The following is a 22,100-nucleotide window of genomic DNA, read 5'->3' as shown; positions in this document are numbered from 1 at the left end:
AGGTAATGGTCATATTGACAGTATTTTAATCGGTTAGGTATAATCCAATTAGTTAACTTCTTTTTATCATTTTAAGGAGGATTTTATTATTCATGTCAGTTGAAGTCGGCAGCAAGTTAGAAGGAAAAGTTACCGGTATTACTCATTTCGGAGCATTCGTAGAGCTGCCAAGTGGTGAAACTGGTCTTGTTCATATCTCAGAAATCGCGGATAGCTATGTAAAAGATGTTAATGAGTTTCTTAAGGTAAATGATATTGTCACCGTGAAAGTCATTAACGTCGAAAAAGATGGGAAAATTGGCCTTTCGATGAAGAAAGCTCAAGAAAAGCCAGGAAACCAAACAACTACAACCAAGGAAAAACAAGGAAGATCAGCTCGTCCACAAGCACGTAGGCAGTCAAATGAAAGCTTTGATGAGAAATTATCCAAATTTTTGAAGGATAGCGAAGAGCGTCTTTCCAGTCTCAGAAAGAACACAGATTCAAAAAGAGGTGGTCGTGGAGCCCGAAGGGGTTAATGGCGATCGTTACATCTTGATCTATATAGTGTTGCTTTTAAGAATGGGTAACAAAGGAACTTTTGTGGATTTTCATCCCCACGAGGTTCCTTTATTTAACAAAAAAATTTAAAAAAGTATGTTGACAATGAAAAAGAAATCATTATATAATAAACTTTGTCTGACGCGGGGTGGAGCAGTCTGGTAGCTCGTCGGGCTCATAACCCGAAGGCCGCAGGTTCAAATCCTGCCCCCGCAACCAAAAATCGACGATTACCATATGGAGTTTTTGGACAAGTTATATGGCGGCGTAGCTCAGCTGGCTAGAGCGTACGGTTCATACCCGTGAGGTCGGGGGTTCGATTCCCTCCGCCGCTACCATCACGATGTGGCCCGTTGGTCAAGTGGTTAAGACACCGCCCTTTCACGGCGGTAACAGGGGTTCGAATCCCCTACGGGTCACCATTTTTATACCCATAAGAGAAAAAACACGTCTTTTGACGTGTTTTTTTTTTTTTAATACGTTATAAAAAACTTGGCTCGTATGTTCTAACGCTACTCCGATAATTTTAAGAAGTTTTGTCGGATAGAGAAAAGATTCTAAGGAAAACGACAATTTTTAAATGGATAAACCAAAAATTTGTTCAAAATACAAAACAAATTTTGTCGTACTGAAAGAATTTGTCGGAAAAAACTTATTTTTTACATCCTAATTTTGACAAATTTTATTATTGGTTTTGTTTATAATGAATGGCACAAATAAGTGAATGAGGTGGTGTCTTTCATGTTTGAGAAATTAGATGGGAAAAGTGAGTGGTTATCACAAACGGAAGTGGTTACCTCGCTTATCAATCGGATCGGATCTTTATTCCAACAAAAGTTAAATCAAATATTTCATGTTTTGTTTAAAAAATGGGATCTTGGGTTTCTCCTTATGGGTTTATTATTAGGTCGGGCGATGATTTTAAATGAATTATCCCCATTTGCGATTCCTTTTTTTGCAGTAATGTATCATTTGAAACGGGAAAAGTTGTTATTTATTAGTCTTGCGATATTATTAGGAGCGAATCTTACCGAACATAATCAAGGGGCTTTGATTTTTGCAGGAATGTTGATCTTCTTTTTTGCACAAAAATGGTTAGACGCTAAGGGAAAAACAGATCTTTCTTATGCACCGTTTCTTGTTTTTGCTTCCATCTTTGTACCACAAGTATTATTACATCTATATGAACAAACCTCCCAGTTTTATGACTATTTTATGTCGGGAGTTGAATCGATACTCGGTTTTATCTTAACATTGATCTTTATCCAAGCGATTCCGATTCTTATTTATCACAAAGAACAAGTCTCATTAGAACAAGAAGAAATCATTGCCCTCATTATTTTATTAGCCTCTGTCATGACAGGAACATTGGGTTGGCATGTTCAAAACCTTTCAATCGAACATATAGCTTCTCGCTATTTTATTCTTTTGTTTGCCTTGGTCGGTGGAGGCTCAATCGGTGCATCTGTTGGTGTAGTGACAGGTTTAATTTTGAGTTTATCCAATCCAAATGCCATCTACCAGATTAGTCTTCTTGCCTTTTCCGGTTTATTAGCAGGTTTACTCAAACAAGCCAATAAATTGGGTATAGCTTTTGGCCTCATATTAGGTACAACGATTTTATCTATTTATTTGGGGAACCAAAGTGAAATATGGATGTCTTTTGGCGAATCAGTACTTGCAATCTTGTTCTTCTTCTTGACCCCAAAGTCAATCATCAAAAATATTGCTAAATTTATCCCTGGTACCAGTGAATTTCAATATCATTATCAAGAATATGTTGCAAAAATTCGCAATATAACCTCAAGCAAAATTGAACAATATGCGAAAATGTTTACTCAACTAGCCGATAGTTTTAGCGAAATCACTAAAAGTCCAAAAATTGACGATGCGGAACAATTAGAGCATTTTATGAGTCGTGTAGCCAATACTCAATGTCAAACTTGTTTTCGAAAGAACAAATGTTGGAATGAGGAATTTTTTAAAACCTATAAATACATGACAGATGTAATGACCTATATTGAATTAAAGGGCAAATTAGGGAAAAAAGATATTCCTGCAGATTGGGTCAAACATTGTGTAAAATATGATCGAACGACAGCTGAATTAAATCAAATTTATGAAGAATATGAAAACGACCTATATTGGAAAAATCAATTGGAAGAAAGCAGACAATTGGTTGCATACCAATTATATGGCGTTTCACAGGTCATGAAAGATTTAGCAGAAGAAATTAAAAAGGAAGGCATAGAATTAAGTGTTCAAGAGAAACAAATTCACCAAGCTTTGGAACAACTAGGACTTTCCATTCGCCATGTTAACGTGGTGAATCTAGATGAAGGAAATGTAGAAATTGAAGTGAGCCAACCTAGTTGTAATGGCAGGGACGAGTGCACAAAAGTGATTGCACCCCTTATATCCGAAGTATTAGGTGAAAACATCGTCGTTAGCAATAAGGATTGTTGGTATAGTAATGATGGAACATGTAAGATGTGTTTGCAATCGGCGAAAAACTACGAAGTAGAAACAGGGTTTGCCAGTGTGGCGAAAGGAGGAGCTTGGTTATCTGGCGATAGTTTTAGCACCATTGAAATTGGCAATGGGAAATATGCGGTAGCCTTAAGTGATGGTATGGGAAATGGGGAACGAGCCAAAGTTGAGAGTAAAGCAACATTGGAACTATTGCAACAACTCTTACAATCTGGAATCGATGAAACATTAGCAATCAAAACGATTAATTCAGTATTACTATTAAGATCCCAAGAAGAAATCTTTTCTACGGTCGATTTAGCCGTAATTGATCTCTTTAATGGATTTACGAAATTCTTAAAGGTTGGTTCAACGCCAAGTTTTATAAAACGGGGAGATGAAGTTATCATGATATCCGCATATAATTTACCTGTTGGCATTATGGAGGATATTGATATTGATAGCGTTGGCCAAGATTTACAGCCAGGTGATCTTTTGATCATGATAACCGATGGGATTTATGATTCTCCAAATCATACCGTAAATAAGGAACTATGGATGAAGCGGATGATTCAAGAAATAGAGACAGATATCCCGCAAGAATTCGCAGACCTATTTTTAGAAAAAGTGATTCGATCTTTACAAGGTGAAATCGTTGATGATATGACTGTTGTGGTAACGAAAATCGATACGTACAAACCCGAATGGTCAACCATTAAGATTCCTGGTTTGAAAAGAATTGAACGAGAAAGAATGGTGCAATAAAGAAAATGTATATCCTTCCTTCCATTTGGAAATGAATGTAATAAAAGATTGGGAGGAAGGAAGAGTGAAAGATCTCACGTTTCAACAAATGGTTTTAATCACAGATGGTTATTCCAATTCAGGCATATCACCAATCGAAGCAGCGAAAGTTGTTTTTCAGCAAGGGGTAATTATTCATGTCATTGGCATTACCGATTCAATGAAAAAGGGGGTTCAAGGGATAGCAGAAATCAAAGAAATCGCAAATGCAGGTGGAGGTTATAGCCAAATCGTTCAAATGGAAGAAGTGGCAAAAACGATGGAGCTCTTTACTAAGAAAACGATGAATCATACGGTTCAACAAGTGGTCAGTCAACAATTGATGCAAATCTTAAAAAATCAATCGATTTATTCACTTCCACCAAAAGAACGGCTAAAGATTGGGAACTTAATTGATCAACTCTCCGAATATAGTCAATTGAAGATTTTACTTCTGATTGATCGCAGTGCCAGTATGACGAAGAAAATGGAGAAGTTAAAAGAAGCCATTTATGATTTTCAATTGAGCATTCATTCACGAGCAGGAGATAGTGAAGTTGCAATTGCCTTTTTTCCTGGAATATCCAATGTTATTGATATCGTCTTACCTTGGACAAAGGAAATTTCACAATTAAACTCGATCCTTTCTAGGCTCATTCCAAGGGGAAATACACCAACAGGCCCAGCAATCCTTGCTAGTTTAGAATATATGCTTCCATTCACAAAAAGTTTGTATCAAAGACAAAGAGGAGCTTTAGATGAGTTTGTTATCTAAATGGAATTCTACCTATCTGTTTGAATCAGGGGCGATCATAAAAGGAAAATGGAATGGAAGAAGGTATCGTGTCATTCAACCTCTTGGTTATGGGGGGAATGGTCAGGTTTATTTAGTTGAAGTAGATGGTAAACGATTTGCACTAAAAATCAGTTTGGAAACGGTTGACCTTAGTTATGAGATCCAAATGATTCAACGTTTAGATGAAGCCCAAGGACCAAACCTTGGGTTTTCCTTGTTTGATATTGATGATTATGAGAACGCTGAGGGGAAGATTTTCCCTTTTTATGTTATGACCTATAAACAAGGGGTACCATTGGAACAATTTCTCTCTGGGAAAAATGGAATGAAGCATGTCTATGCTTTTTATCGTTTGTTAGAAATGCTCAAAAAATTTCATCTAAGGCATTTTGCTTGTGGTGATTTAAAACCAGAGCATCTATTCGTTGATCCTTCAAATGGTGAGATATCCTTCGTCGATTATGGAGGTGTTACTTTCTATCAAGAAGGGATTCGACAATATACGGATATTTACGATCGAGGGAGTTGGCGAAAAGGACATCGATTGGCAGATTCCCATTATGATCTTTTTGCAGCTGCCATGGTTTTTGTCCAATTAGGAATAGGAAAATACAGACTATTAGAAATTTTTCGTCGTTACCGAAATATAAACGAGGTTTATGATATAATACCAAAGATTAAGAAGCTTAAACTTTTAGCACCTGTTCTTAGAAAGATCATAAATGGAGAAATAACCACTGTAGAACAAGCGATGGCTCAGGTTGAATTCCTTTTTAATCAACAGGAAAGAAGATGGGAATGGGTGGAGTGGTTATTTTCCTTATCACTTCTGTTTCTTTTTGTTGCAATTTACTTTTTCATAGAATTAGGGTAGTTTGGAGGATAACCGTTTGAAAGAGGATATCACAAAAGTAATGGAAGTCTGTTTATTAGCTGGCAAGATCATGTTAGCAAATGGTGGGGAAACGTATCGAGTTGAAGACACTATGCTGCGCATTGCTCAATCTTTTCACATAGGAGAAGCCTACAGCTATGTAACGCCTACAGGAATTTTTTTGACAATTCAAGGGAAACACCAACAAAAAACCAAATTTATTCGGATTCATCTACGGTCCATTGATTTAAACAAAGTTGTTCTTGTCAATGATATCTCCCGCAAAATTAGCAGTGGTATGATGACGATTGATGAAGCTTATGAAAGCTTATGTAAAATTGAACAGTTAAAGCCCCTTTATCCCATATGGTTACAAACGTTAGCTGCGGCGATATCGAGCGGCTTTTTTTCTTTGATGTTTGGCGGCACTTGGAAGGATTTTTTTCCTGCTTTGATTGTTGGCGGGATTGGATTTATTATTTTTATTTTTTTGCATTATATCGCTAAAGTAAAGTTTTTTGCTGAAATGGCTACAGCTTTTTTGATCGGACTATTGTTATCCGTTTTATATAAGTTTGGTTTTGGCGCCCATTTAGATAAAATGATTATTGGATCGATTATGCCGTTAGTTCCAGGAGTTTTGATCACAAATGCTGTACGGGATTTAATCGCAGGGGATCTTGTTTCTGGACTAGCTAGGGGAGCAGAAGCTTTTTTTACGGCCTTAGCTATCGGTACAGGAGTAGCCGTTATTCTTGTTCTTTTTCGCTGAAAATTTTCAAAAGGATGGCTATTGTTATGTCTTATCTTCATTTATTTTATACTAGTTTTTTCGCAACCATTGCTTTTGGCGTTATTTTTAATGTACCAAAAAAAGCGCTGTTTAGCGGTGGGACCATTGGTATGTTTGGTTTTGTTTTGTATTCTTTATTAAGTGTTCAATTTGGCTATGATATGGTGGCAGCAACATGGATTTCTACTTTATTTGTGGCGATCATGAGTCAATTGTTAGCAAGGTTGCAAAAAATGCCTGTTACTGTATTTAGCGTTGCTGGAATCATTCCGCTAGTCCCAGGAGGATTAGCATATGAAACGATGAGGAATTTTGTAGAGAATGAGTACTTCCTTGCGATTCAATTGGCGACAAAAACATTATTATTATCTGGAGCGATTGCCTTTGGACTTATTATTTCTGGAGTTATATCACAGACTATAAAAAGGAATGATCCGATTGATATTAAATACAGTCAAAAAAACGATTGAGTCCTATAACATGATCAAAGATGATCGTCCTATTATTGTCGGTGTATCGGGTGGACCTGATTCGATGGCTTTATTACATATTCTAGCAAATGTGGTATCAAATACTCTTATTGTTGCTCACTTAAATCATCAATTTCGTGGATATGAAGCGGATTTGGATGCTGAGTTTGTTCGCAAACAGTGCAACAAAATGGGAATTCCCGTCGTTATTAAGGAGTACAATGTACCTAGTTATATGAAGGAGATGAAGTTAGGGGCGCAAGAGGCTGCAAGGAAAATTCGCTATCAGTTTTTCTTAGAAACAGCTAGAGATTGGAATGCTGGGTATCTTGCATTAGGACATCATGCCAATGATCAAGCCGAAACGCTCATCATGAGAATGATTCGGGGAACTGGCCCTCATGGTCTATCGGGTATTCCTTATGTAAGAGAATTTGAAGGATTGTCTATTATTCGCCCTTTGTTAGATGTGACAAGGGAGGAGATTGAACAGTATATAAAGGAACAAGGTCTCTCTTATCGAATCGACCAAAGCAACTTTACAACGAAATATTTTCGCAATGAAATCCGATTAAACATCCTTCCATTTTTAGAAAAATATAATGGAAAGTTAATCACCCATTTAAGTCAAATGGCAAAGTTAAACCAAGCAGAAGATCAATACCTGCGAAAAATCGCTCTTGATGAATTTAACAAAAGCTTGATTAAAAAAGAAAATCATTCTTATATATTTGATGTTTCTTATTTGCAAAATCTAGACATTGCTTTACAAAGAAGGGTAATTCATCTAATATTAAGTTATCTGAATTTAAAAGAAGAATTTACCTATACACACATTGAACAAATACTATTTTTAATCAATCAATCGCATCCCTCAAAATCCCTTGATTTACCTCATCTTTTTGTTTATCGAGAATATGAAAAAGTAATATTTCAGTTCGTAAAAGAGAGTAAGAGTATTCCATACAATTATGAAATTCCGATCCCTGGGGTTGTGGAAATACCCCACATCAACAAACGGATTAGAGCTTATGTATTAAAGGAGAGAAACGATCCGAAAGGGATCTTTGATGTTTTTGATTATGATCGATTTCAAGAGAAAAAAATAACGGTTCGTAGTAGGAAAAATGGGGATCGAATGCAAGTGAAAGGGATGAATGGGAGTAAAAAAGTAAAAGATATTTTTATTGATCAGAAAATTCCAAAGGAATGGCGAGATAAACAGCCGATTATCGAAGCTGATGGTCAAATTCTCTGGATACCGGGAATTAAACAATCAAGCTTGAAACGAATATCAGAAAAAACGAAGTCGTTTTTATATATACAGATGGAAGATTTCTAGTTTGGAATAAGGAATTTTTTGAAACATAAGATTTTATAGGAGGATGTTTATGGAAAACGATATCAAAGAAATACTCATTTCAAAAGCAGAAATCGATCAAAAAACGACGGAATTAGGGGCCATTTTAAGCGAGGAATATAAAGACAAAAATCCGCTAATGATCTGTATTCTAAAAGGCGCCGTTTTATTTATGTCTGATTTGATCCGAAAAATGACGATTCCTCTTGAAGTCGACTTTATGGCTGTGTCTAGCTATGGAGCTTCCACAGAATCATCTGGTGTGGTACGAATTATAAAAGATTTAGATACAACCGTTGAAGGGCGTGATCTCATTATCGTTGAAGATATTATCGACAGCGGGCTTACACTAAGCTATTTGGTTGATTTATTAAAGAGGCGGAACGCGAATTCCATTAAGATCGTTACATTATTAGATAAGCCTCATCGCCGGAAAGTGGATTTAAAACCCGATTTAAGCGGTTTTGTTATACCTGATGAATTCGTTGTTGGTTATGGCTTAGATTATGCGGAAAAATACCGTAATCTTCCTTACATTGGAATTCTACAGCAAGAAGTGTATCAGAAGTAACCCCCTTCTATTTAAGTGATTTTTTTACTATGGTAAAATATAAGGAGTGCCTTGAGAGGAGGTAAGAGATTGAACCGTTTCTTAAGAAACACAGGATTTTATTTATTAATATTGCTACTAACAGTTGGAATCGTCAGTTTTATCACCAAACCGGGAATCAAAACAGAACAAATTCCCTTTACACAATTTCAAAAAGAACTAATGGAAGGAAAATACAGCCAGATTACTGCTCGGCCAGATGGTTTAACTTATCGGATAGAAGGGGTATATAAGGACAGTACGCCAACAAACAAAAAAGAATTTTATACCAATGCTCCATTTAGTGAAGGATTTATTAATACCTTAATGCAGGCACCGGTTAAAGATTTACGTTTTCTTGAACCAAAAAAGGATTCGATTTGGATCACTTTTTTAACGTCCATCATTCCTTTTATTCTTATTTTTGTTCTTTTCTTTTTCTTATTAAATCAAGCACAGGGTGGCGGAAGCAAAGTAATGAACTTTGGCAAAAGCCGCGCCCGATTATATACGGAGGATAAGAAAAAGGTCACGTTTAAAGATGTCGCAGGTGCTGATGAAGAAAAAGCAGAACTAGAAGAGATCGTGGAGTATTTACAAGATCCTCGTAAATTTTCAGCCTTAGGTGCTCGAATTCCAAAAGGGGTATTATTAGTAGGGCCTCCAGGAACAGGAAAAACATTATTGGCAAGAGCAGTTGCTGGAGAAGCAAATGTACCTTTCTTTAGCATCAGTGGTTCAGACTTCGTTGAGATGTTTGTAGGTGTAGGGGCTTCAAGAGTTCGGGATCTTTTTGAACAAGCCAAAAAGAATTCCCCTTGTATTATTTTTATTGATGAGATCGATGCTGTTGGCCGTCAACGTGGTGCTGGTTTAGGTGGTGGCCATGATGAAAGGGAACAAACCTTAAATCAACTATTAGTTGAAATGGACGGTTTTGGTGCAAATGAAGGCATTATTATTATCGCAGCTACCAACCGGCCAGACATTCTCGATCCTGCGCTACTTAGACCAGGTCGTTTTGACCGTCAAATCACCGTTGATCGACCTGATGTAAAAGGTCGAGAAGAGATCTTAAAAGTTCATGCTCGAAATAAACCCCTTGCCGATGATGTAAAATTAGATGTTTTGGCGAGAAGAACACCAGGCTTTACAGGAGCAGACCTAGAAAACGTATTAAATGAAGCGGCTTTATTGGCTGCTAGAAAAGCCCGCAAGACGATTTCGATGGAAGAAATTGATGAAGCGATTGATCGTGTCATCGCTGGTCCGGAGAAAAAAAGCAGAATTATCAGCGAAAAAGAAAAGCGGATTGTTGCTTATCATGAAGCCGGACATACTATTGTAGGTTATCATTTGGAACATGCAGACCAAGTTCATAAAGTAACCGTTGTACCGCGGGGTAGCGCTGGTGGATATACGGTGATGCTGCCAAAAGAAGATCGCTACTTTATGACAAAGCCTGAACTATTAGACAAGATTGTGGGCTTATTAGGTGGTCGTGTAGCAGAAGAACTTGTATTAGGAGAAGTAAGTACAGGTGCTCATAATGACTTTGAGCGGGCAACAAATATTGCTAGACGGATGGTTACCGAATTTGGTATGAGTGAAAAATTAGGTCCCATGCAGTTTGGACATGGCCAAGGGCAAGTATTCTTAGGTAGAGATTTTGCCCGGGAACAAAACTATAGCGATAAAATTGCTTACGAAATTGATATGGAAATTAAAAAAATCATCGATGAAAGCTACAAGCGTTGTAAGGAAGTCCTGCAAGCTCATCGTGATGAATTAGAATTGGTTGCACAAACATTAATGGAGAAAGAAACTCTCGATGCCGATGAAATTAGACAGTTAATTGAGAATGGAAAATTAGATGATGAAAATCTCAATCGAGAGATTAAAGTTCAGATTCAAGGAAAAGAAAATCGCCAAAATCAAGAGAATCAGACTCAAGATACAACCGATCAGGATGAAAAGAAAAGGGAGTAGGCTTTACTACTTCCTTTTTAAATATCATATAAAGAAAAAGAGGATAAGGGGGATAAGATGAGCGTAAAACCAATGTTAAGCGATATTGAAATTGCACAAAGAGCAAAGATGAAACCGATTCAAAAAATCGCAAAGCAATTAGGAATTCTTGATGATGAACTTGAGCTTTATGGGAAATATAAAGCAAAGGTATCCTTAAAATTATTAAAGCGATTACAAGATAAAGAAAATGGGAAGCTAATCCTTGTCACAGCCATTAACCCTACACCAGCTGGTGAAGGAAAATCAACGGTGACAGTAGGCTTAGGACAAGCCTTTCAACGAATTGGCAAAAAAGCGATCATTGCTTTAAGAGAGCCCTCACTAGGCCCAAGTATGGGTATAAAAGGAGGAGCTGCAGGTGGTGGCTATTCGCAAGTGGTTCCAATGGAAGATATTAATCTTCATTTTACAGGAGATATCCATGCCATCACAACAGCTCATAATGCTCTTGCTGCCCTTATCGATAATCACATTATGCAAGGGAACGAACTAAACATTGATCCAAGAAGAATAATATGGAAAAGGGTGATCGATTTAAATGATCGAGCTTTACGAAACATTGTCATTGGTTTGGGCGGACCGATACACGGTGTACCACGACAAGACGGCTTTGACATTACAGTGGCATCAGAAGTAATGGCCATCTTATGCTTGTCAGAAGGAATTCAAGATTTGAAGGAAAAGCTTAGTCGAATCGTGGTCGCTTATACTTATGATCAAAAACCTGTAACCGTAAAAGATTTAGGTGCCCAAGGTGTAATGGCATTATTATTAAAGGATGCTATTAAACCCAATCTTGTTCAAACTATTGAAAATACTCCAGCCTTTGTCCATGGAGGCCCTTTTGCCAACATTGCTCATGGCACCAACAGTATTTTAGCTACCAAAATGGCTTTAAAATTGGCGGAGTATACGGTTACAGAAGCTGGATTTGGAGCCGATTTAGGTTTAGAGAAGTTTATTCATATTGCATCAAGATATGGCAACTATCAACCTAACGCAGTAGTAATTGTTGCTACAATCAGGTCATTGAAGATGCATGGAGGAGTGGAGAAAACAGATTTAGCGAAAGAAAACATCGAAGCGATCAAAAAAGGTTATGCCAATTTACAGAAACACATAGATACGATTCGCCAATTTCAATTACCTTTTATCGTGGCGATTAACCGATTTGAGGCGGACACAGAAAATGAATTGCGAGCATTAAAGGACATGCTAGAAAATGAGGATGTACCTGTAGCCATTACAGAAGTATGGGAAAAAGGTGGAGAAGGGGGAATTGAGCTCGCAAAAAAATTGGTTGCCATTGTAGAAAAGGAAAGGAAGATTCATCAAGAATTGTATTCCCTCGATCAATCCATCGAAGAAAAAATCGAAGTGATTGCTAAAACCGTATATGGCGCAGATGGTGTTGAATTTACAAGTACTGCGAAAAAACAGATTGCCCAATTTGTAGAGAATGGTTGGGATAAACTCCCTATTTGTATGGCAAAGACCCAATATTCATTATCCGATGATCCTGGCTTGCTAGGAAGGCCAAAAGGCTTTAAGATCACGATTCGTGAGTTACGTCCATCAATTGGAGCAGGATTCATTGTTGCCCTTACAGGCGAGATGATGACGATGCCAGGCCTTCCTAAAAAGCCAGCTGCATTAAATATGGATATTGAAGAAGATGGTACCATACGAGGATTGTTTTGAAGACTCTAAATTTGATAAGATAAAAAAAGAAATGCAATAGAAAGAATAGGTGAAAAAAATGATTCTTGTCATTGATGTGGGCAATACACATACAGTTATCGGTGTCTATCAGGAGAAAAAATTACTAGTACATTGGCGAATCGCTTCGGACCGCAACAAGACAGAAGACGAATTTGGGATGATCTTAAAGAATCTGTTTGAACATCATCAAATTCAATTCTCAGAAATAACAGGTTCAATTATTTCTTCAGTAGTTCCGCCTTTGATTTTTCCACTGGAGAAAATGGTGAAAAAATATATCGGCATTACACCAATCATTGTTGGCCCAGGAGTAAAAACAGGCATTCCTATCAAAATGGAAAACCCCAAGGAAGTAGGTGCAGATCGGATTGTTAATGCGGTTGCTGCGATAGAGCTGTATGGAACACCATTAATTATTGTTGATTTTGGTACAGCAACCACATTTGATTACATTGATGAGCAAGGTTCATACCAAGGAGGGGCAATTGCACCTGGAATTGGTATATCGACCGAAGCCTTATATCAAAGAGCGGCAAAATTACCGAGAATTGAACTCGTTAAACCAGCAAATGTCATTGGCAAGAATACGATTACTGCCATGCAATCGGGTATCGTTTTTGGTTTTGCAGGACAAGTTGACGCCATTGTTGAGCGAATGAAAAAACAAAGTAAAATGACACCAAAAGTAATTGCCACAGGCGGCCTTGCACAGTTAATTGCGAGTGAAACTCAAAGTATTGATATCGTTAACCCTCTCCTTACATTAGAGGGATTAAGATTGATTTATTTAAGAAATCAGTAACTGGGAAAAGGATTCCTTGATGGAATCCTTTTTCGAATAATTAGGCAGGATAATGGTTAGTTCGTTTGCAAAGGAGAGAAAAAAGATGAAAGATTACTTAGTGAAAGCTCTTGCTTTCGATGGAAAAGTTCGTGCTTACGCCGCTTTATCCACACATTTAGTCAATGATTTACAAAAAAGTCATCAAACCACACCAGTAGCCAGTGCCGCTTTAGGTAGAGCTGCGACTGTTGGTGCGATGATGGGAGCCATGCTAAAAGGGGAGGAAAAATTAACAATTCAGATCAAAGGCGACGGTCCCATTGGCCAAATTATCATTGATGCCAATTCAAAAGGGATCGTAAGAGGATATATTACCAATGGACAGGTTGATCTTCCTTTAAATGAACAAGGAAAATTAGACGTGGCGAAGGCCGTTGGTAAAGGTCATTTATATGTCATTAAAGATTTGGGTCTTAAAGATTATTATGTAGGAAGTGTTCCCCTTATCTCTGGCGAATTAGGGGAAGATTTTACTTATTATTTTGCTCATTCGGAACAAATCCCATCTGCAGTTGGAGTAGGGGTTCTTGTTCATCCTAATTATGAGATCCGTGCTGCAGGAGGATTTATTATCCAAATTATGCCTGGAATGAATGAAGATGATATCCAAACCATCGAACAAAAAATATCGGGATTAAAATCGGTAACGAATTTGATTGATCAAGGATTCACCCCTGAGCAAATTCTAGAATACCTATTAGGAGAAGTTAAGTTTTTAGAACGTATGGATATTAAGTTTCAGTGCAATTGCTCTTATGAACGGATTAACAATATGTTAATTGGTTTAGGAAAAGAAGAGATCAATGATTTAATTGAAAAAGAAGGGAAAGCGGAGATTACCTGTCAATTTTGTAATAAAAAATATTATTACAGCAAAGAAGATTTAGAACGTCTATTGCTTCATTTTGCTTAATAGTGTGTTGTGTTCTTAAAAGAACAAATAAAGGAGAGTTAAAATGGGGAAAAAATATTGGCTTCTTTTCACTTTAATCAGTACGATCGTTCTCGTTATTTTTTTGTTTTCTTTTGAAGAAAAGGAAGAAGAGATCGTCGCTTATGTAGATGGGGAAAAAATCACCCAAAGCCAATTGGTTGAAGAATTGAAACGGCGTTACGGGAAAGAAGTACTGAATGATTACATTAATAAGCTCGTTATTTTAAAAGCGGCAGAAAAATATGAAATAAATGTCGATCGGAAAGAGATTGAGCGAGAGTACAATAAATTACAAGAAGAATACGATTCAGAAGAGGGAAATACAGCGTCTGGGAGAGAGCAAATGGGATTCAATAAAGATGAACTGATGCAAAATATAAAATTGCAACTCTTATGGGAGGAATTGGCGACAAAAGATGTTGTCATTCCTGAGAAAGATTTAAAAACCTATTATCAAGAATATCAAGAACAATTTAAAGAACCAGAAAAGGTCCATCTCAAACAGATTGTTGTAAAAAATAAACAAGAAGGGTTACAAGTTGTTAAAGAATTGAAAAATGGTTCAGATTTTAATACGTTGGCACAAGAAATGTCAATGGATATTCTAACGGCAAGTAAAGGTGGAGATCTTGGATTTATTTCCTTAGAAGATACGGCCTTACCTCCTCAAATCATCAATACAGTTAAGGTTTTAAAAATAGGTGAGGTTAGTGATCCGATCAAAATCAAAGATGGCTATGCCATTATTCAAATCGTAGAGCGAAAAAAAGCAATCAATTATTCATTTGATGATGTAAAAGGGGAAATTCGCAGAAAATTAGCTTTAAATCAAGTTAGCCCTTTACCAGAGGTTCTTGAACAACTTAAAAAAGAAATGAATGTTAAAATTATTGACCCCTCTTTACAATCGTTGACAGGGGATAAATTTTAGGTAAATTTTTTAGAGAAAAGGTGGGGATTATATGGATCGATTTTATCATAATGCTCATTTTTTAAAAACAAATCAATTAAATCAACTCTATCAGGAATTTCGGAAGATTGGCGCGGATGAAGCAGGGATTCGATTAATGGCGCCAAAAGCAGAGATGAAAGTGATTAAACTTCAACGGGTATCGTTAAAAGCAGCGAATTTATTAAAACAAGAAATGTTAGCAAAAGGCGGAGACGCCGTATTACATCGTGATGTGTCCACCTTAAAACAAGAAATTTCCGATGTGATTCTTTTCGGAACAAAAAGACAATTTTGGGAGATCATCCGCAAACTAAAAGTTCAACCATTTGGTTTAAAAGAGATCGGAGAAGAAATTCTTCAATTACTGAAAAAAGAAGAAGAAAGTCAAAAAGAACGGATTTTAAATTGTAAAGGAATACCTTTACCCATAGGGAGACAAACCTTAGTGATGGGAATTCTAAACGTCACTCCCGATTCCTTTTCCGATGGAGGGAAATATAACGATCTTGACCGAGCCATTATTCATGCCAAACAGATGATTGAAGATGGGGCCGATATTATTGATGTAGGTGGGGAATCGACACGACCGGGACATCAAGAAGTCTCTTTAGAGGAAGAGCTAAAAAGGGTGATTCCCATTATTGAGCGACTAGCAAAAGAAATTTCAGTCCCCATATCCGTTGATACGTATAAAGCGGAAGTGGCCAAAAAAGCAATTGAAGCAGGGGCCCATATTATTAATGACGTCTGGGGATTTAAAAAGGATAAAGAGATGGCAAAAGTAGCAGCAGAGTTAGAAGTACCTGTTATTTTAATGCATAATCGCTTTGATATGAATTATCAATCCTTAATGGACGATATCATCAAAGACCTAAGGGAAAGTATTCAACTTGCTTTGAAGGCTGGTGTAAAAGAGGAAAATATTATTCTCGACCCGGGGATTGGTTTTGCCAAAACCTATGAACAAAACTTAGTGGTTATGAATCGTTTAGATGAAATTGTAAGTTTAGGATATCCCGTGTTACTTGGGACCTCAAGGAAATCGATGATTGGTCTAACCTTAAACTTGCCGGTTGATGATCGTGTAGAAGGGACTGCAGCAACTGTAGCTTTAGGGATTGCAAAAGGTTGTAAAATCGTAAGAGTTCATGATGTAAAGGAAATGAAACGAATCGCAAAAATGATGGATGCCATGGTTTATTTACAACAAGCAAAGTAGAGGTGAGATGATGGACAAAATTATATTTCAGGGAATGCAGTTTTATGCTTATCATGGGGTGTTTGAAGAAGAAAATCGGTTAGGACAAAAATTCGAAGTAGACTTAGAGCTATTTCTCGATCTAAGAAAAGCAGGACTTAGTGATTGCTTAGAAGATACGGTGAATTATGCAAAAGTTTATCAGGTCACCAAAAATTATATCATGGGTACACCTAAAAAGTTATTAGAATCCCTTGCTGAAAATATTGCAAGTGAAATTCTATCAAGTTTTCCCGTACATGGAGTAATCGTACGAGTCAGAAAACTTCAACCTCCAATTCCAGGACATTTGCAAAGTGTTGCTGTAGAGATTAAAAGAGGGAAGATTCAATGACAAGAGTATTTCTTTCTCTAGGATCAAATATTGGTGATCGTGAATATTTTTTAAAAAAAGCGATTGCTGATTTAGATTCTCATCCCCAGATTCGTCTGATCAATCAATCCCCAATCTATGAAACCGAACCTTTTGGTTATAAAGATCAACCGGATTTTTTAAATATGGTGATTGAGATTGAAACCGATCTTGATCCCTACCAATTGTTACAGGTTACCCAGTCCATAGAAAATAAGCTAGGTAGAAAAAGAGAAATCCATTGGGGGCCTAGAACGATCGATATTGATATTCTTTTATATGGTAAGAGGCGAATCGTATCCCCTGAATTAATCATCCCTCATCCATATATTAAGGAAAGATTATTCGTATTAAAGCCATTATCTGATATCTATCATGGTTCAATTCCCGGCGAGATAAGCCAAATAGAAAACTTAATGGAACAATTATCGAAAGATTCTAAGGGTGTTAGGAGATGGAAAACATAAATAAAAGAATACGCGCTTTTCGTAAATTAAAAGGAATTACCCAACAGCAACTCGCGAATCAGCTTGAGATTTCCGTTGACATATTGGGAGCGATTGAACGGGGAAACCGAAAACCAGATGAAGCTCTATTAAAAAAGATCAGTGAATCCCTTGAAATCGATATTAACGAATTAAAGAAGCAAAAATAAAGGGCAATCTAACAGGAGGAAACAACATGAAGATAGGAAATGTACAATTGGATAATAATGTCGTATTAGCACCAATGGCAGGGGTAAGTAATTATGCCTTTCGTTCCATTGCTCGCCAGTTTGGTACAGGTTTAGTGACGGCTGAGATGGTGAGCGATAAAGCAATTTTACAAAAAAATGAACGCACTTTAAAAATGATTGAAGTAAGAGACGATGAGCGCCCACTAAGTATGCAAATATTCGGTGCAGAAAAGGAAAGTTTAGTTGAAGCAGCAAAAATCATTGATCAGTATACAAAAGCAGATATTATTGATATCAATATGGGTTGCCCAGTGCCAAAGATTACGAAAAATGAAGCAGGTGCAAAATTATTACTGCATCCAGAAAAAATTGAAGAGATTGTTGGAGCTGTCGTGAAAGCAGTAAAAAAACCAGTGACCGTAAAAATACGAACAGGTTGGGATAGTGATCACATTTATGCGATTGAGAATGCGCAAGCAATAGAAAGTGCTGGTGCAAGTGCAGTTGCCGTTCATGGGCGAACAAGGGAACAAATGTATAGCGGTAAGGCGGATTGGAATATTATTCGCCGTGTTAAAGAATCGGTAAAGATACCGGTAATTGGAAATGGCGATATTCAAACACCTGAAGATGCAAAACGCATGATCGATACTACCGGTGTGGATGGGGTCATGATTGGTAGAGCTGCTTTGGGTAATCCATGGATCCTCTATCGTACTGTTCGTTATTTAAAGGATGGTGAACTTATCCCTGAACCAACACCCCAAGAAAAAATTGAAATTGCATTTCTTCATATGGATCGTTTAATTGAGTTAAAAGGGGAGAAGATTGGTACTCAGGAAATGAGAAAACACGCAGCATGGTATATAAAAGGACTGCCAAATGCAGCAAGGATTCGCGAACAATTAAATCATGTAGAAACCCGTGAAGAGATGAGACAAATTTTATTGGATTACATATCGAGTTTAGCAGAATGAACTCTGCGATTTGTTAAACTTCTAATAATTGGTTGACATTAGCTGTTGATTGCAATATAATACCCTTCAGATCAAAAAAAGGTGCATATCATAACGAACTTAGGTTCAAAAGCTTCTTAATAAGATAGTCAAAGAAGCTTTTTATTCTATTTTTTAAACCATGGTCAACTTTTTTCCTTGCGCATAATTTTTGGAGAATAAACATATAATCCTATGGAAATCTTTTGCTAAAGGGGAACTTAAAAATGTCTGATAAAGAAGTGATTTTAACAAAATCAGGATTAAAAAAATTAGAGGAAGAATTAGAATATCTGAAAACGGTAAAACGCCGAGAAGTGGCAGAACGGATTAAGATAGCAATTGGTTATGGTGATCTTAGCGAGAATTCCGAATATGAAGACGCAAAAAATGAACAGGCTTTCATTGAGGGGCGCATTATTACTTTAGAAAAAATGCTTCGTAATGCACGTGTCATTAATGATGATGATGTGAACACAGATGTTGTAAGCATTGGTTCAACAGTAAAATTAAGAGACCTTGAATTTGATGAGATCGTTGAATACACGATTGTAGGTTCTGCTGAATCCGATCCAACACATAATATGATCTCAAATGAATCTCCTGTTGGAAAAGCACTACTAGGCAAACGTAAAGGAACAATTGTAGATGTTAATGTACCAGCAGGCGTTATTCAATATGAAATTTTAGATATAAAAAAATAAGTAGGAGTGGTCTTCATGAGCCAAGAGGTGGTCGAATTAAATGAACTACTTCTTGTGCGTCGACAAAAACTAGCCGAATTAAAAAAACTCGGATTCAATCCATTTGGCTATCGATTCGAGAGAACGCACACTGCAAAAGCGATATTAGATGAAGTAGGTTCATTGTCGAAAGAAGAAATTGAATTAAAGAACCTTCATGTGATTGTTGCTGGAAGAATCATGTCCAAACGTCTTCAAGGAAAAGCCGGATTTGCCCATATCCAAGATTTAAGTGGTCGTATCCAGATATATGTCCGAAAAGATCAAGTATCGGAAGCTGAATTTAAGGCCTTTGAACTATTAGATCTTGGTGACATTATTGGTATTGAAGGCAATGTATTTAAAACAAATAAAGGGGAAACGAGCATCAAAGTTCATAAGCTTCATATTCTAACGAAATCCTTGTACCCCTTACCTGATAAATTCCATGGGTTAAAGGATGTGGAGTTGCGTTACCGCCAACGTTATGTTGATCTTATCGTAAATCCTGAAGTGAAAGAAACTTTTGTTATAAGAAGCAAAATCATTCAATCTCTGCGTCATTATTTAAATCAATTAGGTTATATTGAAGTAGAAACACCAATGATGCATACTATTGCTGGTGGTGCAGCGGCTCGTCCTTTTATTACCCATCATAATGCATTAGATATGGATTTATATATGAGAATTGCGATTGAGCTTCATCTCAAACGCTTGATTGTTGGCGGCATGGAAAAAGTTTATGAAATTGGCCGTGTCTTTCGCAATGAAGGAATATCCACCAGACACAATCCAGAGTTTACCATGTTAGAGCTTTATGAAGCTTATGGTGACTTTAAAACCATTATGAACTTAACAGAAAATGCAATCGCACATGTCGCACGAGAGGTTTTAGGTACAACGAAAATTACTTATCAAGAGCAAGAAATTAACTTAGAGCCGCCATGGGAAAGAATTTCTATGATTGATGCGATCAAGAAATATGTTGGTGTAGATTTAAGCCCACAAATGTCTGATGAAGAAGCAAGAGAACTTGCAAAACAATATCATGTTCAAATCGAACCCCATATGACTTATGGTCATATTGTAAATGAGTTCTTTGAACAATTAGTTGAGGAAAAATTAATTCAACCAACTTTTGTTTATGGACACCCTGTTGAGATTTCACCCCTTGCGAAAAAGAATGATGAGGATCCACGTTTTACGGACCGTTTTGAATTGTTTATCGTAAGCCGTGAACATGCGAATGCATTTAGCGAATTAAATGATCCTATTGATCAAAGAGAGCGGTTTGAAGCTCAATTAAGAGAACGTGAGCTTGGAAATGATGAAGCACATGCGATGGACGAAGATTTTATCCATGCCCTTGAAATTGGAATGCCTCCAACTGGAGGACTAGGAATAGGGATTGATCGACTGGTTATGTTATTAACGGATCAGCCATCCATTCGTGATGTACTCCTTTTCCCACTAATGCGGGATCGTGAAAAAGAGGGCTAAAGTATATGTGTCATTGACACCTTAAGTATTTCATTTTATAATAAACTTACAATTATATAAGGAAGGAATTAAAGGGGAGTAGCTTTAACAATAAAGTCGTCATTACAGGGTTTTCCCCTCGGCTTTATTGGCAATGAAAATTGCTAGCAAGACCTTTATCTTTAGGAGGTAAAGGTCTTTTTTATTTTCATGTGTGCCCAGCAAGCCGTTTATTTCTAGTTGGTGAAAGTCCAACCTAGGTAAGAGCCAAGTCGCCTAAGATTAGAACATACCGAATGCTGATGGAAGAAGGACAACGGAAAGCCGTATGAGAGAAAACCTCACGTACGGTTTGAAGAGGGAAAACTGAAATGAGAAAGCTATCTTACGGTCGCCATAAAAGTTTCAGTTTCTACTCTCTATAAGGAATAATATAGAATATAAAATCTAACCATATGGTTTAGAACGATTAAGGTAGAAGAATAGGAGGAATCATTTTGGATATTGGTATATTAGCGGAATATGGGTGGACATTACTCGTATTAGTTGGCTTAGAGGGACTATTAGCAGCAGATAATGCTTTAGTAATGGCGGTTATGGTAAAACACTTAGATCCTGATTTGCGTAAAAAAGCCTTATTTTATGGATTAGCTGGTGCTTTTGTTTTTCGCTTTGCTTCCTTGTTTATTATTTCCTTTTTAATGGATGTATGGCAGGTTCAAGCTTTAGGTGCTGCTTACCTTATTTTCTTAGGTCTTAACCATATCATCAGAAAAAGAACAAAGGAAAAGCAGGATAACATCAAGGAGAAGAAAGAAGAAGCAGGGTTTTGGATGACGGTTTTGAAAGTGGAATTAGCAGATATCGCTTTTGCTGTTGATTCTATTCTTGCTGCAGTAGCCTTAGCAGTGACCTTACCTTTGACTAATCTCCCAAATATTGGTGGAATGCACGGGGCTCATTTTATTGTGGTGTTAACAGGTGGAATCATCGGTTTGATTCTTATTCGTTTTGCTGCAAATTGGTTTGTTGATTTATTGCACAAAAGGCCTGGTTTGGAAACTGCAGCTTATCTAGTCGTTGCTTGGGTGGGGGTTAAGTTAGCTGTGCATACTCTATCACATCCACGAATTCATGTAATCAGTCATGAATTTGCAGAGAGTTTACTGTGGAAATCCATATTTTGGGCTGTACTTATTCTAATATTGATAGCTGGTTGGTACATCGCTAAACCAAAAGGAGAGAATTCTTCTGCTTTATAAAAATCATAATGGGGATCTGACTTAATATTGTCTGACCACTGAAGCGTTACAATATGACAATATCATAGACGTACAAAATCGCTAAAAATATTTATTGACATTGATAATTCAATTTGATAATATGTTAAATGTTGATTGAAAAAATGTTCTTTGAAAACTGAACAGTGTCTGCTTAGCGAACCCTTCAATTCACGAAGGA

The 22,100-nt window shown here is 37.0% G+C and carries 21 protein-coding genes and 3 tRNA genes; all 24 read left to right on the top strand.

Going from position 1 to position 22,100, the window contains the following annotated elements:
- Nucleotides 1-92: 92 nt before the first annotated feature.
- The 24 genes from ACMW72_RS10570 (at nucleotide 93) to ACMW72_RS10455 (ending at nucleotide 21,901) form a co-directional block, all read left to right on the top strand.
- Entirely contained in the window at nucleotides 93-518 is a 426-nt protein-coding gene (locus tag ACMW72_RS10570) for a S1 domain-containing RNA-binding protein (RefSeq protein WP_418368805.1), read from the top strand.
- A 164-nt stretch (nucleotides 519-682) separates the two neighbouring features.
- A tRNA-Met gene (locus ACMW72_RS10565) sits at nucleotides 683-759 on the top strand.
- Nucleotides 760-801: 42 nt separating this feature from the next.
- Nucleotides 802-878 (top strand) — tRNA-Met (locus tag ACMW72_RS10560).
- A 9-nt stretch (nucleotides 879-887) separates the two neighbouring features.
- Nucleotides 888-962: transfer RNA gene (locus ACMW72_RS10555), tRNA-Glu, on the top strand.
- Nucleotides 963-1,281: 319 nt separating this feature from the next.
- Nucleotides 1,282-3,774, top strand: a complete 2,493-nt coding sequence (spoIIE, locus tag ACMW72_RS10550) for a stage II sporulation protein E (RefSeq protein WP_418368804.1) — start codon at nucleotides 1,282-1,284, stop codon at nucleotides 3,772-3,774.
- A gap of 64 nt (nucleotides 3,775-3,838) precedes the next feature.
- Complete coding sequence (locus tag ACMW72_RS10545; protein WP_418368803.1) at nucleotides 3,839-4,567, top strand: VWA domain-containing protein; 729 nt, start codon at nucleotides 3,839-3,841, stop codon at nucleotides 4,565-4,567.
- Nucleotides 4,551-5,462 (top strand): hypothetical protein, encoded by a 912-nt coding sequence (locus ACMW72_RS10540; protein WP_418368802.1) that lies wholly within the window; start codon nucleotides 4,551-4,553, stop codon nucleotides 5,460-5,462. The genes ACMW72_RS10545 and ACMW72_RS10540 overlap by 17 nt, the downstream gene beginning before the upstream one ends.
- A gap of 40 nt (nucleotides 5,463-5,502) precedes the next feature.
- A complete protein-coding gene (locus ACMW72_RS10535) occupies nucleotides 5,503-6,234 on the top strand; it encodes a threonine/serine exporter family protein (RefSeq protein WP_418368844.1) in 732 nt (243 codons plus the stop codon).
- A 26-nt stretch (nucleotides 6,235-6,260) separates the two neighbouring features.
- Nucleotides 6,261-6,725 (top strand): threonine/serine exporter family protein, encoded by a 465-nt coding sequence (locus ACMW72_RS10530; protein WP_418368801.1) that lies wholly within the window; start codon nucleotides 6,261-6,263, stop codon nucleotides 6,723-6,725.
- Nucleotides 6,694-8,067 carry a tRNA lysidine(34) synthetase TilS gene (tilS, locus tag ACMW72_RS10525; protein ID WP_418368800.1) on the top strand — a complete coding sequence of 458 codons (1,374 nt, stop codon included), beginning with the start codon at nucleotides 6,694-6,696 and terminating at the stop codon, nucleotides 8,065-8,067. The genes ACMW72_RS10530 and tilS overlap by 32 nt, the downstream gene beginning before the upstream one ends.
- A gap of 49 nt (nucleotides 8,068-8,116) precedes the next feature.
- Nucleotides 8,117-8,656 (top strand): hypoxanthine phosphoribosyltransferase, encoded by a 540-nt coding sequence (gene hpt, locus ACMW72_RS10520; RefSeq protein WP_418368799.1) that lies wholly within the window; start codon nucleotides 8,117-8,119, stop codon nucleotides 8,654-8,656.
- Nucleotides 8,657-8,725: 69 nt separating this feature from the next.
- Entirely contained in the window at nucleotides 8,726-10,663 is a 1,938-nt protein-coding gene (gene ftsH, locus ACMW72_RS10515; RefSeq protein WP_418368798.1) for an ATP-dependent zinc metalloprotease FtsH, read from the top strand.
- Nucleotides 10,664-10,720: 57 nt separating this feature from the next.
- Nucleotides 10,721-12,406, top strand: coding sequence for a formate--tetrahydrofolate ligase (locus ACMW72_RS10510; protein WP_418368797.1), 1,686 nt, complete (start codon nucleotides 10,721-10,723; stop codon nucleotides 12,404-12,406).
- 58 nt (nucleotides 12,407-12,464) lie between these two features.
- Nucleotides 12,465-13,229, top strand: coding sequence for a type III pantothenate kinase (locus ACMW72_RS10505; RefSeq protein ID WP_418368796.1), 765 nt, complete (start codon nucleotides 12,465-12,467; stop codon nucleotides 13,227-13,229).
- Nucleotides 13,230-13,314: 85 nt separating this feature from the next.
- Complete coding sequence (gene hslO / locus ACMW72_RS10500) at nucleotides 13,315-14,184, top strand: Hsp33 family molecular chaperone HslO (RefSeq protein ID WP_418368795.1); 870 nt, start codon at nucleotides 13,315-13,317, stop codon at nucleotides 14,182-14,184.
- Nucleotides 14,185-14,227: 43 nt separating this feature from the next.
- Entirely contained in the window at nucleotides 14,228-15,136 is a 909-nt protein-coding gene (locus ACMW72_RS10495) for a peptidyl-prolyl cis-trans isomerase (protein WP_418368794.1), read from the top strand.
- A gap of 31 nt (nucleotides 15,137-15,167) precedes the next feature.
- Nucleotides 15,168-16,376, top strand: a complete 1,209-nt coding sequence (folP, locus tag ACMW72_RS10490; protein WP_418368793.1) for a dihydropteroate synthase — start codon at nucleotides 15,168-15,170, stop codon at nucleotides 16,374-16,376.
- A 10-nt stretch (nucleotides 16,377-16,386) separates the two neighbouring features.
- A complete protein-coding gene (folB, locus tag ACMW72_RS10485) occupies nucleotides 16,387-16,749 on the top strand; it encodes a dihydroneopterin aldolase (protein ID WP_418368792.1) in 363 nt (120 codons plus the stop codon).
- Nucleotides 16,746-17,234 (top strand): 2-amino-4-hydroxy-6-hydroxymethyldihydropteridine diphosphokinase, encoded by a 489-nt coding sequence (folK, locus tag ACMW72_RS10480; protein WP_418368791.1) that lies wholly within the window; start codon nucleotides 16,746-16,748, stop codon nucleotides 17,232-17,234. Before folB ends, folK begins: the two co-directional genes overlap by 4 nt.
- A complete protein-coding gene (locus ACMW72_RS10475) occupies nucleotides 17,222-17,422 on the top strand; it encodes a helix-turn-helix domain-containing protein (RefSeq protein WP_418368790.1) in 201 nt (66 codons plus the stop codon). Before folK ends, ACMW72_RS10475 begins: the two co-directional genes overlap by 13 nt.
- 26 nt (nucleotides 17,423-17,448) lie before the next feature.
- Nucleotides 17,449-18,420 (top strand): tRNA dihydrouridine synthase DusB, encoded by a 972-nt coding sequence (dusB, locus tag ACMW72_RS10470; RefSeq protein WP_418368789.1) that lies wholly within the window; start codon nucleotides 17,449-17,451, stop codon nucleotides 18,418-18,420.
- Between the two features lie 245 nt (nucleotides 18,421-18,665).
- Nucleotides 18,666-19,142 carry a transcription elongation factor GreA gene (gene greA / locus ACMW72_RS10465; RefSeq protein WP_418368788.1) on the top strand — a complete coding sequence of 159 codons (477 nt, stop codon included), beginning with the start codon at nucleotides 18,666-18,668 and terminating at the stop codon, nucleotides 19,140-19,142.
- Between the two features lie 15 nt (nucleotides 19,143-19,157).
- A complete protein-coding gene (gene lysS / locus ACMW72_RS10460) occupies nucleotides 19,158-20,660 on the top strand; it encodes a lysine--tRNA ligase (protein ID WP_418368787.1) in 1,503 nt (500 codons plus the stop codon).
- Between the two features lie 476 nt (nucleotides 20,661-21,136).
- On the top strand, nucleotides 21,137-21,901 hold the full coding sequence (locus ACMW72_RS10455; RefSeq protein WP_418368786.1) for a TerC family protein: 765 nt from the start codon (nucleotides 21,137-21,139) through the stop codon (nucleotides 21,899-21,901).
- The last annotated feature ends 199 nt before the right edge of the window (nucleotides 21,902-22,100 follow it).

This window comes from Tepidibacillus sp. LV47, from assembly GCF_048381575.1.
In the GTDB taxonomy this organism is placed as follows: Bacteria; Bacillota; Bacilli; order Tepidibacillales; family Tepidibacillaceae; genus Tepidibacillus.
The sequence above is the reverse complement of the archived record's forward strand: the minus strand, read 5'-3'. Positions and strand labels throughout refer to the sequence as shown.